This window comes from Proteus sp. G2669 (genome assembly GCF_009915245.1).
Lineage (GTDB): Bacteria > Pseudomonadota > Gammaproteobacteria > Enterobacterales > Enterobacteriaceae > Proteus.
In genome coordinates this window covers 54,959-68,467 of sequence record NZ_JAABLX010000020.1, presented here as the reverse complement: position 1 = coordinate 68,467, position 13,509 = coordinate 54,959, and the positions used below count along the sequence as shown (strand labels likewise).

The 13,509-nt window shown below is 39.2% G+C and carries 11 protein-coding genes; 5 read left to right on the top strand and 6 right to left on the bottom strand.

Annotated features, from left to right (window positions below):
• Positions 1–86 precede the first annotated feature (86 nt).
• The gene (gene macA, locus GWI68_RS05660) at positions 87–1,196 is read left to right on the top strand and encodes a macrolide transporter subunit MacA (protein ID WP_166539654.1); all 1,110 of its coding nucleotides are present in this window, start codon (positions 87–89) and stop codon (positions 1,194–1,196) included.
• A complete protein-coding gene (gene macB, locus GWI68_RS05655) occupies positions 1,196–3,142 on the top strand; it encodes a macrolide ABC transporter ATP-binding protein/permease MacB (RefSeq protein ID WP_166539653.1) in 1,947 nt (648 codons plus the stop codon). Before macA ends, macB begins: the two co-directional genes overlap by 1 nt.
• Before the next feature lie 135 nt (positions 3,143–3,277).
• Here macB and cspD read toward each other — a convergent pair whose 3' ends face one another.
• Positions 3,278–3,487 carry a cold shock domain-containing protein CspD gene (cspD, locus tag GWI68_RS05650; RefSeq protein ID WP_072062820.1) on the bottom strand — a complete coding sequence of 70 codons (210 nt, stop codon included), beginning with the start codon at positions 3,485–3,487 and terminating at the stop codon, positions 3,278–3,280.
• Positions 3,488–3,775: 288 nt separating this feature from the next.
• Here cspD and clpS point away from each other — a divergent pair, with 288 nt between their 5' ends.
• The gene (gene clpS, locus GWI68_RS05645; RefSeq protein ID WP_036938154.1) at positions 3,776–4,090 is read left to right on the top strand and encodes an ATP-dependent Clp protease adapter ClpS; all 315 of its coding nucleotides are present in this window, start codon (positions 3,776–3,778) and stop codon (positions 4,088–4,090) included.
• 30 nt (positions 4,091–4,120) lie between these two features.
• Positions 4,121–6,412, top strand: coding sequence for an ATP-dependent Clp protease ATP-binding subunit ClpA (gene clpA / locus GWI68_RS05640; RefSeq protein WP_166539652.1), 2,292 nt, complete (start codon positions 4,121–4,123; stop codon positions 6,410–6,412).
• Between the two features lie 123 nt (positions 6,413–6,535).
• Here clpA and infA read toward each other — a convergent pair whose 3' ends face one another.
• From infA to trxB, 5 genes are all read right to left on the bottom strand, one after another.
• On the bottom strand, positions 6,536–6,754 hold the full coding sequence (gene infA, locus GWI68_RS05635; RefSeq protein WP_004244560.1) for a translation initiation factor IF-1: 219 nt from the start codon (positions 6,752–6,754) through the stop codon (positions 6,536–6,538).
• 341 nt (positions 6,755–7,095) lie between these two features.
• Positions 7,096–7,788, bottom strand: a complete 693-nt coding sequence (aat, locus tag GWI68_RS05630) for a leucyl/phenylalanyl-tRNA--protein transferase (protein ID WP_166539651.1) — start codon at positions 7,786–7,788, stop codon at positions 7,096–7,098.
• A gap of 1 nt (position 7,789) precedes the next feature.
• The gene (gene cydC / locus GWI68_RS05625) at positions 7,790–9,541 is read right to left on the bottom strand and encodes a cysteine/glutathione ABC transporter ATP-binding protein/permease CydC (protein ID WP_166539650.1); all 1,752 of its coding nucleotides are present in this window, start codon (positions 9,539–9,541) and stop codon (positions 7,790–7,792) included.
• Positions 9,542–9,543: 2 nt separating this feature from the next.
• Complete coding sequence (cydD, locus tag GWI68_RS05620) at positions 9,544–11,313, bottom strand: cysteine/glutathione ABC transporter permease/ATP-binding protein CydD (RefSeq protein WP_166539649.1); 1,770 nt, start codon at positions 11,311–11,313, stop codon at positions 9,544–9,546.
• A 141-nt stretch (positions 11,314–11,454) separates the two neighbouring features.
• Entirely contained in the window at positions 11,455–12,414 is a 960-nt protein-coding gene (gene trxB, locus GWI68_RS05615; RefSeq protein ID WP_036938142.1) for a thioredoxin-disulfide reductase, read from the bottom strand.
• A gap of 543 nt (positions 12,415–12,957) precedes the next feature.
• Between trxB and lrp the strand changes: the two genes are divergently transcribed.
• Complete coding sequence (gene lrp, locus GWI68_RS05610) at positions 12,958–13,452, top strand: leucine-responsive transcriptional regulator Lrp (protein ID WP_004244566.1); 495 nt, start codon at positions 12,958–12,960, stop codon at positions 13,450–13,452.
• The last annotated feature ends 57 nt before the right edge of the window (positions 13,453–13,509 follow it).

The window sequence follows — 13,509 nt, the reverse complement described above, 5'->3', positions numbered from 1 at the left end:
GTAAATTCTATTTAGCGATGAAGATGAATATCATCGCTAAAGTTTCTTATGGTTTATTAAATTGTTATGTTTAGGAAGGATATTGTATGGCTTTTTTATCTTTAAAAAAGCGCGGGAAAGTGCTCACCCTTATTTTAATTGCGGTTGCTATTGTTGCCTATTTTTTTTGGCCGAAAGAAAATGTACCGTCATATCAAACACAAATCATTACGCGAGGTGAGCTGTCAAAAGAAGTGACAGCAACGGGTAAACTTGATGCTGTGCGTAAAGTTGATGTAGGTGCGCAAGTCAGTGGCCAATTACAAACTTTGTTTGTGAAAGAAGGCGATGCGGTTAAAAAGGGAGATTTGTTAGCGATTATTGATCCTAAAAAAGCGCAAAACGAAGTCACTGAATCTCAAGAAACCAACAATGAGCTTAGAGCAAATCTTCAACAGGCTCAGGCCGAATTACGTTTAGCGCAACTTACATATCAACGTCAGTTAAAGCTGATTGGTACATATGCCATTGCACAAGATGAGCTTGATCGTACTAAAACTGATGTTGATGTTAAAAAAGCACGTATTATCACCTATGAAGCGCAGATTAAAAAGAATCAAGCGACCTTAGATACCGCAAAAACTAACCTTCAATATACACGTATCACTGCGCCTATGGATGGCATTGTGACGTTTATTAAAACTCTAGAAGGTCAAACCGTCATTGCGGCACAAGAAGCACCAACGATTTTAACTTTAGCAGATTTAGATACGATGCTAGTAAAGGCGGAAGTATCTGAAGCAGATGTGATTTATTTAAAACCTGATCTTAATGCTTCTTTTACAGTGCTAGGCGCGCCGGATAAAGCTTTTAGTGGCAAGTTAAAAGATATTCTGCCAACGCCTGAAAAAATTAATGATGCTATTTTTTACTATGCCCGTTTCGAAGTGCCTAATGAACAACATTTACTACGTTTACAAATGACCGCGCAAGTTAAAATTCTTATCGAAAATAAGAAAGATGTACTCCTCGTACCGCTTTCTGTCTTAGGTGAAGATGCGGGTATTAATGAATATTATGTTGATGTTTTAGTTGATGGTCAGCCAGAAAAACGCACAGTAAAAATAGGTATGCGTACTGATGTTTATGCTGAAGTCCTCAGCGGATTAAAAGAGAACGATGAGGTTATTCTGGGTGAAACTTCAGGAGATGCATAATGCCGGCATTATTAGAACTCAATGAGGTTAGTCGCGTATATAGCAATGGTGAAGAAGAAACCGTTGTTCTCAATAAAGTCTCATTAACGATTAATGCGGGTGAAATGGTCGCGATTATGGGAGCGTCCGGCTCTGGTAAATCGACCTTAATGAATATCTTAGGATGTTTGGATAAGCCAAGTAGCGGTGAATATAAAGTTGCAGGTCAAAGTGTTGCACAAATGGAAGGTGATCAACTTGCTGCATTACGTCGCGAACACTTTGGGTTTATTTTTCAACGTTATCATTTAATGGCACACTTAAGTGCAGAGCAGAATGTTGAAATTCCAGCCATCTATGCAGATAAAAATGCCACTCAACGTAAAGAAAGGGCACGTGAATTATTAACTCGTTTAGGATTAGGCGAGCGTGTTGATTATCGACCTAATCAACTTTCTGGTGGCCAGCAACAACGTGTAAGTATTGCGCGAGCGTTGATGAATGGTGGTGAGGTTATTCTTGCTGATGAGCCAACTGGTGCATTAGACAGTCATTCTGGTAAAGAAGTAATGGCTATTTTGAAGCAATTAAATGAACAAGGGCATACAGTTATTATCGTAACGCATGACCCTTTAATTGCAGAACAAGCCGAGCGAATTATCGAAATAAAAGACGGTAAGATTATTAGTGATAACCGTCATCAAACAACGACACATAAAGTTAAAAAAGAAACGACACCTGTTTTAACTTCCTCTTATTTGGGACAAATTGTAGGGCGCTTTACTCAAGCGCTAGAAATGGCTTGGCGTGCCATGGTTGTCAATAAAGTACGTACATTATTGACAATGCTCGGCATTATTATAGGAATTGCTTCTGTCGTGACGATTATTGTCATTGGTGATGCTGCAAAAAGTATGGTGCTTTCTGATATAAAAGCCATTGGTTCGAATACCATCGATATTTATCCAGGGAAAGATTTCGGTAGTGATTCCCCTGAAGACAGACAATCATTAACGCTACAAGATGTTTTTGCTTTAAAACAGCAATCTTATGTGCAAGCGGTCACACCACAAGTGCAATTTAGCACGCGATTACGCCGTGGAAACCAAGATTCTCCAGCCTCGGTTGCGGGTGTGAGTGAAGATTATTTTATTGTATATGCCATGAAATTTTCGCAAGGTCGCTCATTTACCCAAGATATGATCCAACGACAAGCTCAGGTTGTTGTAATTGACGAAAATACTCGTCATCGATTTTTTCCAACTAAGAAAGATGTGATTGGTGAGCAAATTATTATTCGCAATATTCCTTCTACGATTGTCGGAGTTATTGCAGATAAAAAATCAGCTTTTGGTAATGGGCAGTCATTACGTGTTTGGGTGCCTTATAGTACGTTAAATAGTCGTATTTTAAATCGCTCATATCTTGACAGCATTACGGTAAGAGCAATAGACGGTTATGATGCCAGTGTAGCTGAGCAACAAATGATCCGTTTGCTTACTATCAGACATGGTAAAAAAGATATTTTCACTTATAACCTTGATAGTTTTATTAAAGCGGCTGAGAGCACCACGCAAACAATGCAATTATTTCTTACACTTGTCGCAGTTATTTCATTAGTGGTTGGTGGCATTGGTGTTATGAATATTATGCTGGTTTCTGTGACTGAAAGAACGCGAGAAATTGGTATTAGAATGGCGGTTGGTGCGAGGGCGAGTGACGTGATGCAACAATTTCTCATTGAATCTGTTCTGGTTTGTTTAGTTGGGGGTGTGTTAGGAATTGCTCTTTCGTTTAGTATTGCAATGATTGCAAGCGTAATGTTACCGGATTGGCATTTTGTATTCCAACCTATTGCATTAATCAGTGCTTTCATTTGTTCAACTGCTATTGGGGTTATTTTCGGATTTTTACCGGCAAGGAGTGCTGCAAAAATGAATCCCATTGATGCATTAGCCAGAGAATAATTCAAACAATAAGATAAAGGCCCTTAAGTATATTAAGGGCTTTTATTTGAATGAATAAGGTATCTTTCTGACTGAAAATACCCGACTTCATTGGGTAAAAGGTATTATCAGGTTTATCTATACTGTGCGTATCTTCTATTCAATGATAGGAATGATAAGGTCAGCATGGTCACCTTTAGGCCCTTTTATCGTGCTATAATTAACTTTCTGCCCCGCTTTAAGTGTGCGGTAGCCTTCCATTCTAATTGTTGAATAGTGGGCAAAAATATCCTCGCCACCTTTTTCTGGGGTAATAAAACCAAAGCCCTTAGCGTTATTGAACCACTTTACTGTACCTGTCTCCATACTTAGCTTCTCTCATATACTTGTATTTATTTGTTTAACATCACTTTCAGTATATTTACTGAGCTGTTCATAAAACATACTCTATTTTATTGTTTCAGTCGTCAAGAGGTGAAAGGGACAGAAAGTGTTTCGATAAGGTGAAATTTTGATGTAGCTAACGCTTTGTTATTTTTTGGATGTAAAAAGAGGGAATAAAAAAGCGTTGATAGGCAGACTTTCCTGTGAGATGGTAAACTAAATGTCATAATTGAAAGTGACGTTTAACAAAACTATGAGTAATGCAAAACAATGGGTCAGTTTGATTTTTTAACAGAAACCACGTTAAGGGATGATGTTCATCAGGTAAATGAGCCACCAGCAATGTATAAGGTGATCTTGAATAATGATGATTACACCCCCATGGATTTTGTTGTAGAAGTGCTTACGATGTATTTTTTTCTCAGTGAGGAAAAAGCAACACAAATTATGCTGGACGTTCATCATAAAGGGAAAGGAGTTTGTGGGGTTTATAGTGCGGATATTGCTGAAACGAAAGTGGCACAAGTTAATCTGTATGCAAGAGAAAACGAATACCCACTTTTATGTACTCTTGAACAAGCATGATCCGGTTAGTCTTTTAAGGAGGAGGTGCTTATGCTTAATCACGAATTAGAGCTGAGTCTTAATGTTGCATTCGCGAAAGCCCGTGATAACAGACACGAATTTATGACTGTAGAGCACCTGTTGTTGGCGCTATTAAGTAATAAATCGGCACGCGAAGCATTGGAAGCTTGTAAAGTCGATCTGGCAGTCTTACGCGAAGAACTTGAAGTCTTTATTCGTAAAACAACCCCTATTTTGCCTGAAAATGTAGACAGAGAAACACAACCAACGCTGAGTTTTCAGCGTGTATTACAGCGTGCTGTTTTTCATGTTCAATCATCAGGCAAAAATGAAGTCTCTGGCGCTAATGTGCTGGTGGCTATTTTTAGTGAACAAGAATCTCACGCAGCTTACTTATTACGTAAACATGACGTTAGTCGCCTTGATGTTGTGAATTTTATTTCTCATGGTATTTCAAAAGAAGATCAACAAAACGAAGATCTTTCTGACATGAATGATATGAACGCACAATCTCAGCAAGAGATGCCTCAAGGTGACGATCATATGGATAATTTTACAACTAACCTTAATCAGTTAGCACGCCAAGGTAAAATAGATCCTTTGATTGGGCGTCAAGCTGAATTAGAACGAACCATTCAAGTATTATGTCGTCGTCGCAAAAATAACCCATTATTAGTAGGTGAATCAGGCGTCGGTAAAACGGCAATTGCAGAAGGGCTTGCATGGCGTATTGAGCAAGATGATGTTCCTGACGTTATGAAAGGCTACACTATTTACTCACTAGATATTGGTTCGCTATTAGCGGGAACGAAATATCGTGGTGATTTCGAAAAACGTTTTAAAGCGTTACTTAAAACCCTTGAAAAAGATGAGAAAAGCATCTTATTTATTGATGAGATCCACACCATTATTGGTGCAGGTGCTGCATCAGGTGGGCAGGTAGATGCGGCAAACTTAATCAAACCTCTGTTATCAGGTGGGCGAATTCGAGTTATAGGCTCTACGACTTATCAAGAATTCAGTAATATTTTTGAAAAAGACAGAGCGCTTGCGCGTCGTTTCCAAAAAATTGATATAACAGAACCTTCAGCTGATGAAACCGTTTTAATCATCAAAGGGTTGCGTCAGAAATATGAAGCGCACCACGATGTACGTTATACCAATAAAGCGATTCAGGCCGCGGTGGATTTATCCGTTAAATACATTACAGATAGACATCTACCAGATAAAGCCATTGATGTTATTGATGAAGCGGGTGCAAAAACACGTTTAATTGCACCAAGTAAACGCAAAAAAACGATCAATGTTTCTGATATTGAATCAGTAGTTGCTAAAATTGCACGTATCCCTGAAAAAACGGTATCTAGTAGTGATAAATCGATACTGAAAAATCTCGATAACCAATTAAAAATGTTGGTATTTGGTCAAGATCCTGCAATTCATGCATTATCTGAAGCCATTAAAATGAGTCGAGCAGGCTTAGGCCAAGATAACAAACCAGTAGGCTCATTCTTATTTGCTGGCCCAACTGGGGTAGGTAAAACAGAAGTTACTGTACAATTAGCGAAAGCGTTGAATGTTAAATTACTGCGCTTTGATATGTCTGAATATATGGAACGACATACTGTTAGCCGTTTAATTGGTGCGCCTCCTGGTTATGTTGGTTTTGATCAAGGCGGATTATTAACCGATGCAGTAATCAAAAATCCGTATTCTGTTGTATTGCTTGATGAAATTGAAAAAGCACATCCAGATGTGTTCAATATTCTGCTACAAGTCATGGATAACGGCACATTAACAGATAACAATGGCCGCAAAGCCGATTTCCGTAATGTTATTTTAGTAATGACGACTAATGCGGGTGTGCGTGAAACGCAGCGTAAGTCGATTGGATTTACAGAGCAAGATAATAGCACCGATGCTATGGCGGAAATTAAAAAAGCGTTCTCACCTGAATTCCGTAACCGTTTAGATAACATTATTTGGTTTAATGCGTTATCACCTGAAATTATCTCTATGGTAGTGGATAAATTTATTGTTGAGCTACAAGTACAGCTAGATGATAAAGGGGTATCGCTAGAAGTTAGTCAAGAAGCACGCCAATGGTTGTGTGATAAAGGCTATGATAAAGCGATGGGCGCAAGACCGATGGCGCGTGTGATCCAAGAAAATCTGAAAAAACCATTAGCTAACGAAATTTTATTTGGATCTCTTGTTAATGGTGGTTCAGTTTCTGTCATATTAGATAAACTAGCAGGTAAGTTAAGCTACGAGTTTGTCAGTCAAGAAAAGCTGGCTAAGAACGAAGATACCGTTATCTAAGGATAGCGGTTAACTTACTAAGCCATAAAAGCATACACCACAGGTGAGCATCAATAAATGCCTTGCCTGTGGTGTTTTTTTTTCACCCGTTATATAACAATAACGGGAGAGAACAGATTGGGATCAACGGCTACGGAAGATGATACGGCCTTTGCTCAGGTCATATGGGGTCAGCTCAACGGTAACCTTGTCGCCTGTCAGGATACGAATATAGTTTTTACGCATTTTTCCTGAGATATGAGCGGTAACGACGTGTCCGTTTTCTAATTCTACGCGGAACATCGTGTTTGGCAGAGTATCCAGTACAGTGCCTTGCATTTCAATGTTGTCTTCTTTGGCCATCTAATCCTCTAAGTTTTAATAACCATATTTTTCAAACGGCAAGATAATGCCGAAAATATTGTCCTATGTAAAGGAATGTTATCGGATAGCAATGGTGTTCACCTTGCTATTGCACTTAACATCCTTACCGTGACTTGCGTTTTACTAAGCTAGAGCAAAAGTAATAACAGAAGTCGTAATTCTTTATTTTGTGGTATTTATAACAATAAAATAGCAACACACCCTAACCACATAATGGGTGTGTAAGATAAAATTTTTGTATAAACCTTTTTGCATAAATAACAGAATGGCATTCTTAATTCTGTCTTAAATAAGAAGGGCTTTACAAAAACAAGCAGTGATTATAATTCCAACGATTGCTGATACCAACACTTTTTATCAATAATCACTTTTTTCCAGCGCGATAATGCATTTAAATAATGGTCACGCGAGATCTCACTGGCACCTAACGAGGCAGTATGAGAGTTTAGCACCTGACAATCAAATAGTTGACCCCCATAACGAAGAAAATGGTTATAAAAAGCAATAAAGGCACATTTAGAAGCGTTATCTCTGCGACTAAACATCGATTCACCACAAAAAACCGCACCGATATTGACTCCGTATAATCCACCTACGAGTTCATTGCCTTCCCATACTTCAACAGAATGTGCTTCACCTTGATGATACAGCGCGTCATAACCCTCTTTAATATCAGGGCCTATCCAGGTGCCTTCATCACGAATAGAACAGGCCTCTATCACTGCAGCAAAGGCGTGATTTAAGGTTATTTTATACGGATGATGACGAATAAATTTACGCAAACTACGCCCAATATGTAAATCACCAGCAGGTAATACAGCTCTTGGATCAGGTGACCACCATAATGGTTCTTCGTAGGGGAAGTACCAAGGGAAGATACCTGATTGATATGCAACACGTAATCGAGAAGGGGAGATTTCTCCCCCTATTGCTAATAATCCATTAGGCTCTTTTAATGCTAAATGAGGCTCTGGAAAATCCAAATCACTATCGTTTAATTGAAACAACGGCATATTATGCCTCGTGAGTCGGAGTTAATAGTGCCTGTCTTTGGTGAAATCTAGCATAATGCCCTTGTTGTTTTAACAACGAAGCATGAGTGCCTGTTTCAACGATTTTTCCGCCATCCATAACGCAAATTTTATCCATTTTATCTAAACCGTGAAGTCGGTGAGTGATCATTAATACAGTTTTGCCCTGACAATGCTGATGTAAGAGAGCTAGGATCTGCTGTTCTGTATCGGCGTCAAGGCCCTCTGTTGGCTCATCAAGCAATACAAGAGGTGCATTGTGGAGTAGGGCTCTTGCCAGTCCTAAACGTCGCTGTTCGCCCCCAGAGAGCTGTCTACCACCATCGCCCATCCATGCGTTTAACCCTTCATCATTTTCCAAAATGTGTCCAAGGCCAACTTGTTGAAGTGCATAGACGAGCTCTTCATCTGTTGCCTCTTCTTTTGCCATAATTAAGTTTTCTCTTAGGGTATGACTAAAGACATGAACACGCTGAGGAACAACAGACATCATTGAACGCAAAGTCGTTTCATCATAATCGGCAATAGATGAATTATTTAAGCAGATTGTGCCGTGAGTTGGATCAAAAGCGCGGTTGATTAATTGCAATAGTGTTGATTTACCACAACCTGTTTTTCCTAACAATGCAATGTGTTGTCCTGCTTCAATCGTTAAATCTACATGATTAATAACTTGCATCGGTTGAGCTGGATAAGTAAAGCACACATTATGTAGGGTAAGTGAAGCACTCTTTTTTCTTTCTTCTCCTTTTTCAGGGAAAGTGACATCTGGTTTTTGCTCAATTAAATGAGAAATACGTGTTGCAGATGTCATCACTTGTCCTAAATGTTGGAATGCAACAGTAACAGGGGCTAAAGACTCAAATGCTGCCAATGCACAGAATGTGAATAAAGCAATTAGGGCTTCAGGCATAAAGCTATGGTCTATCCCATCCGCCGCCAACCATAGAATTAAGGTTGCAGTCAGCCCTGAGGCGAGGATCATCAATGATTGCGATAACCCTGTTAAGTTTGCTTGTTGTGCTTGTCGGTGTAACCACTTGGTTTCAAGTTGCGCTAAATTTGCTCTAAAACGAGGTAGCGCACCAAAAACAGTTAGTTCTGCTTGCCCTTGTAACATGCTAGTGAGTACAGTGCGATATTGTCCACGTAAATCAGTCAGATCTCGGCCGATAGGTTTACCTGCATAATAGAACACAAAAGGTAAAACAATCAGCAAGGTGAGCATAATGCCACCTAATGTATTAGCTAAGCGAGCATCAATTAACCCAAGGCCAAACATAATCATCATAATGACGACAAAAGCGGCAATAATAGGTGAGATAACACGAATATAAAGGTGATCTAATGTTTCAACATCAGCTACTAAGCGGTTAAGTAACTCACCTTGACGAAAACGTGCAATTCCACCAGGAGAAAGAGGCAATATTTTTTCAAAGGTGAATACCCGTAAGTGTGATAACACGCGAAATGTTGCATCATGACTAACGAGTCTTTCAAAATAACGGCCCGCAGTACGAAATATCGCTGCACCACGAACTCCTGCAGCAGGTAGCATATAGTTAAAGCTATAAATCCCCGCAAAACCAGCTAGAGAAGTACCCGCTAAAAACCAACCTGATAGTGTTAAAAGGCCAATGCTCGCCAATAAAGTTAAGATAGCAAGAATAATACCTAGCAATAACATAAACCAGTGGCGACGATAGAGTGCGAGAAAAGGAAGCAATACTTTCATAATTAAAGTTCCTCTTTACGATGAGCAAGAAGACGAGCAAAAGCCCCTTGTTGCTGGCTTAATAACGCATAAGTGCCCGTTTCGATAATTTGACCTTTTTCCATTACCCAAATCTGATCGTAACCTAATGTTTCTTCCAATAAATGAGTAACAAGCAACGTAGTTTGATTTAATGATGCATTATTGAGTGCATGCATCACACGTTGTTCGCTATGGGAATCAAGGCTTGCTGCTGGTTCATCTAGTAATAATAATTGGCAAGGGGATAATAGAGCACGAGCTACGGCAATTCGTTGTGCTTGACCAACAGAAAGACGAGCAGCACTATCGCCAATGACTGTATCTAACCCATCAGGTAAATCGTTAATAAAATCGCTGACATAGGCTTTTTCAATAGCCAGATTAATTTGTTCTGAACTGGCATTTGGAGCGCTTAAACGTACATTATCAAGTAAAGTTTGTTCAGGTAAATTTGGATTTTGTCCCACCCAACTTAAACATTGACACCATGCTTCAGGTGAAAGCTGAGTTAATTCAATACCATTAACTTTTAATGAACCACGATAAGGTAAAAAACCTAAAAGGGCATTTAATAATGAGCTTTTTCCTGCGCCACTTTGGCCTACAATCGCAATACGTTGCTGAGGATTAATTGTAAAACTTAATGGGCCTGCTAATTTTACGCCTTGATGTGATAAAACCTCTAGTTCATGTGCCGTTATTTCAATACTTTCATTTGCATTGATACGCTCATTACCTGCTAATTGTGGTTTTTCACCATCAGCCTCTAAAAACTCAACCAGAGACTCTGCTGCGCCCACGGCTTGCGCTTTTGCATGATAATAAGTACCTAAATCTCGCAAAGGTTGAAAAAATTCAGGAGCAAGGATCAGCGCTAAGAAACCTGAAAAGAGGGTAACACCCAAACCATAACTACCAAAATTAAGTTCACCTAAGTAAGAAAACCCGAAATAAACAGCAACAACAGCAATAGAAACAGCGGTAAAAAATTCCAATACGCCAGAAGATAGAAACGCCATTCTTAGCACTTCCATCGTGCGTTTACGGAAGTCTTCTGTTGCTTCAGTAATTTGTTTTACTTCGGCATTACCACGGTTAAATAGCCGTAATGTGTCTAATCCTCTTAATCTATCGAGAAAATTACCACTTAAACGACCTAAAGCGAGAAAGTTTCTACGGTTAGCATCTGCTGCACCTAAGCCAACTAATGCCATAAATAGCGGGATCAGTGGGGCAGTAAAGAATAAAATTAACCCCGCAACCCAGTTAACAGGAAATAGGGTGATAAGGATAAGAATAGGCACAATAGCAGAAAGATACATCTGTGGAAGATAACGTGCATAATAATCTTGCATATCTTCAATTTGTTCTAGAATAATTGTTGCCCAGCTTCCTGCTGGTTTGCCTTTAACCCAAACAGGGCCTAATTCTTCAAGTCTATCAAGGACAATTTTACGAATTTGTTGCCTAACTGCCATACCACAGCGATAACCAACACGCTCTCGTATAGCCATTACTACTGCACGTAAGATAAAAATACCAATAAGAGTGAGAAACGTAGGTATATGCGTATCACGGTTAATACTATCCATGATAAATGCTTGAAGTAAAACAGCTAATAACCATGCTTGAGCAATAATTAATAAACCGCTTACAACACCTAGGATCATTGATAGCCGTAGCCATCGACGGGCTGGAGCACTTTGCTGTTTCAGCCATCGAACCAATTCATTTTGTTTAGTTTTATCCATAAGAAAAGATTCAAATCTGCAGGTGAGATACAAAGTATCAGAAAGGCCAAGGGTAAGTAGTTATACGCTTTGGCAACCAGGCTAGTATGTTACATGGTAAAAGGCGCTACTGAAATAGCGCCTTGAAAGGAAGTGATGATTTTAGTTAGATTTTTGTGCGTCTAAGTAACGTTCTGCATCTAAAGCGGCCATACAGCCTGTTCCTGCAGAGGTAATTGCTTGACGATAAATGTGATCCATTACGTCACCTGCTGCAAAAACACCCTCAATTGAGGTTTGAGTTGCATTACCCTGTGTGCCTGATTGTACTTTGATGTAACCGTTATCTAATTCTAATTGTCCATCAAAAATAGCCGTATTAGGGCTATGTCCAATGGCAATAAACACACCCATAACATCTAATTCTTCGGTTTTATCGCTCTTAGTATCTTTTAAACGAACTTTGGTTACACCCATATCGTCGCCAAGAACTTCGTCTAAAGTACGATCAGTATGCAAAATAATATTGCCACTGTTTACTTTGTCCATTAAACGATTAATTAAGATTTTTTCAGAACGGAATGAATCACGGCGGTGGATCAGATGAACTTCGGATGCAATATTGGCTAAATACAGTGCTTCTTCTACTGCAGTGTTACCGCCACCAACGACAGCGACTTTTTGGTTACGATAGAAGAAACCGTCACAGGTTGCACAAGCAGAGACACCACGGCCTTTAAAAGATTCTTCTGAAGGTAAGCCGATATAACGTGCAGAAGCACCTGTAGCGATAATTAATGCGTCGCAGGTGTATTCTTGTTCATCACCAAATAGGCGGAAAGGGCGGTTTTTCAGATCGACTTTATTAATATGGTCAGAGATAATCTCTGTATTAAATTTTTCAGCGTGCTGAAACATGCGATCCATTAAGCCTGGGCCTGTTAACCCTTCAGGGTCACCGGGCCAGTTTTCGACTTCTGTTGTTGTTGTCAGCTGACCGCCTTTTTCAACACCCGTAATCAGTACTGGTTCTAAGTTTGCTCTTGCAGCATAAACGGCAGCGGTATAACCCGCAGGGCCTGAACCTAAAATAATAAGTTTGCTATGTTTGATGGTGCTCATGTGTACCTCATCTCTGATTAGGCGTGATGCGAATTGGGGGATTGTAGGAGAAATAAGACGTTAAAAAAAGCCAATGACGAGAAATAGACATAATATTTTAGCTATTTTAGCAATAGTTAATACTAATATAGTTTAATAATTATAGAGTTATATTGGGCTAACATCATCGAATCAACATGAAACATTTTGCTTTACAATTGATGACTATCTTGCGTATATAGAGAATAACATAGCGCCTTGTTCTGATTTTTACTCATTTGCTTTGACAATCCGCTGTACATTTGCGAAAACATGATTGTTAAAGATAATTATCTTCGGATGTTATAGGTACAATTTTTCGACAGACAGGGTGTAAGATAGTTACTTTGCAATATTTGCTAATGAGTATTTAGATAAAATAGATGTTTTATCTGGCATTAAAAGAAAATAGATTGGTAGTTTGCTCTGACCGTTTGATACCGAAGTTTCGACATTGATGCTGAAGGTGTACAGGTATGGGTATAGGAAAATAAAGTAAGAGAAAAAGAGAAAGAGAGTATAGAGATGATTGATAATAAAAAACGTCCGGGTAAAGATCTTGATAGAATAGACCGGAATATTCTAAATGAGCTCCAAAAAGATGGTCGTATTTCAAACGTTGAGTTATCTAAACGTGTTGGTTTATCACCAACGCCTTGTTTAGAGCGTGTACGTCGTTTAGAGCGCCAAGGATTTATTTCTGGGTATACTGCGCTGTTAAACCCTCATTACCTTGATGCATCATTATTGGTATTTGTGGAAATCACACTAAACCGTGGCGCGCCAGATGTTTTTGAACAATTTAATATGGCTGTTCAAAAACTTGAAGAAATCCAAGAATGTCATTTAGTTTCTGGTGATTTTGACTATCTGTTGAAAACTCGTGTACCTGATATGTCTGCTTACCGTAAATTGCTGGGTGAAACTCTGTTACGTCTTCCGGGTGTTAATGACACACGTACTTACGTGGTTATGGAAGAAGTTAAACAAAGTAACCGCCTTGTAATCAAAACTCGCTAAGCCAACTTAATAGGTTGGTGCAAAGCAGGAAAAAATTAGGTACACTCCTGTTTATGC